This is a genomic window from uncultured Campylobacter sp. (assembly GCF_938018035.1).
GTDB lineage: Bacteria > Campylobacterota > Campylobacteria > Campylobacterales > Campylobacteraceae > Campylobacter_B.
The window spans coordinates 1-1,953 of the sequence record NZ_CALIJF010000223.1 but is presented as its reverse complement, the minus strand read 5'-3'; the positions used below and the strand labels follow the sequence as shown (position 1 = coordinate 1,953).

At 49.4% G+C, this 1,953-nt stretch carries 1 protein-coding gene and 1 pseudogene; both read left to right on the top strand.

The genetic code is table 11. The features are described 5' to 3' along the window. Window positions 1-546 precede the first annotated feature (546 nt). A complete protein-coding gene (locus Q0257_RS06900; RefSeq protein WP_298023262.1) occupies window positions 547-1,752 on the top strand; it encodes an LL-diaminopimelate aminotransferase in 1,206 nt (401 codons plus the stop codon). Continuing rightward, window positions 1,752-1,953 (top strand): annotated as a pseudogene (locus tag Q0257_RS06895) (homoserine dehydrogenase); the annotation flags it as partial. The gene Q0257_RS06900 and the pseudogene Q0257_RS06895, both read left to right, overlap by 1 nt.

Here is a 1,953-nt window from a genome sequence, read left to right as displayed (position 1 = left end):
GCAATATCACTAAAATTTCAGCCGATGAGTTTCTGCGCTTAAACAAGGGCAAAAAGTGGTAAAGCTCTCGCTCGTAGGGCTTTTGCCGCCACCGAGAGTAAAATTTTGGCTTTCTGCGGCGAGTGCGACCTAAATTAAACCTAGGAGCGTAAATTTAAAGAGTTTTAAAATGCGCTGCCTTGGATAAAATTTCAAGTGGTGTATATAAAATTTTAAGCGTTGCGGGCGCCTGAGTGTTAAATTTAAGAGGCGTCGTCCACGGCGCCGTGCAAAACGGCAGCTTTAATCGTTATCGTTTTGATCGGACGTAAATTTAAACAGCGCCGCAAAGGGTCGTGATGCTCTAAATTTAAACAATCAATGCCTCCGCGGTTTTAAAATTTTAGCGAGGTAAAAGTTTAAATTGCTCGAGCAATATAAAAAGCGCCGCCGCATCGACGCTAAGGCTTGAAATTTTAGCCTCCGTGCGGCGCGAGCAGATCGCGGCGCTTAAGGCGCGAAATTTTAAATATGGCTTGAAAATTACTTTAAGATAAGAGGTTTGAGATGTTTGACGAAATCCGTTTTTCAAAAATCGAGCGTTTGCCCAATTACGTTTTTGCCGAGGTCAATGCCATAAAAATGACTGCACGTAGGGCCGGCGAGGATATAATCGATTTTTCGATGGGCAATCCCGACGGCAGGACGCCGCAGCATATAATAGACAAGCTTTGCGAAAGCGCGCAAAAGGACAAGACGCACGGCTACTCCGTAAGCCAGGGCATCTACAAGCTGCGACTTGCCTGCGCGAATTGGTACAAGCGCAAATACGGCGTGATCTTGGATCCGGAAAGCGAGATCGTCGCGGTGATGGGCTCCAAAGAGGGCTTCGTGCATCTAACTAGCGCGATCGTAAATCCGGGCGATGTCGCGGTGGTGCCCGATCCTGCGTATCCGATCCATACTCAAGCCTTCATCATCGCAGGCGGTAACGTCGTTAAAATCCCGCTTGCCTATGATGAAAATTTAAATTTTAATGAGAATAAATTTTTCATCGATCTGCAAAAGACCTTCGACGAGAGCATTCCGCGCCCAAAATACGTCGTCGTAAATTTCCCGCACAACCCCACCACCGTCGTCGTGCAAAAAAGCTTCTACGAGCGGCTCGTGGCGATGGCGCGACAGGAGCGGTTTTATATCATCAGCGACATCGCTTACGCGGAGATCGCTTTTGATGGTTACAAAACGCCGTCGATCTTTGAGGTTCAGGGTGCGAAGGATGTCGCAGTCGAGGCGTACACGCTTTCTAAAAGCTACAATATGGCGGGCTGGCGCGTGGGTTTTGTTAGCGGCAACAAAAAGCTCGTAGCCGCGCTTAAAAAGATCAAGTCGTGGTTTGATTACGGTATGTTTACGCCGATCCAAGTAGCCGCCACGATCGCGCTGGACGGGCCGCAAGAGTGCGTAGAGCAGATCCGCGCGAGCTATGAGAAGCGTAGGAATTTTTTGATTGACGCTTTTGCGGACGCGGGCTGGCAGATCGCTAAACCTAGCGCGTCGATGTTTGCGTGGGCGAAATTGCCGCCGGCTGCGGCTCATCTAAGGAGTATGGAGTTTTCCAAACAGCTTCTTACCAAGGCGCGCGTCGCCGTAAGCCCCGGCGTGGGCTTTGGCGCGGCGGGAGACGATTATGTGCGGATCGCTTTTATCGAAAACGAAAACAGGACCCGCCAGGCTGCTAGAAATATAAAAAAATATTTGAAAGAGATCTGATGAAGGTAGCGATTTTAGGCGTCGGCACCGTAGGTAGCGAAGTTGCAAACATTTTGATCAAAAACAAAGATATCATCCTTGCGCGCGCAGGCGTTAGCATAGAGCCCGTAATTGGGCTCGTGCGCGATACGAGCAAAAAACGTGACGTGCAAATTCCGCTTAGCAGCGACGCGCAAAGTATCATCGAGCGCGATGATATCG

What these genes read in the sequence shown, in the direction of transcription:
- Q0257_RS06900 (WP_298023262.1), top strand. Translation starts at nt 547, where the DNA reads ATGTTTGACGAAATCCGTTTTTCAAAAATCGAGCGTTTGCCCAATTAC.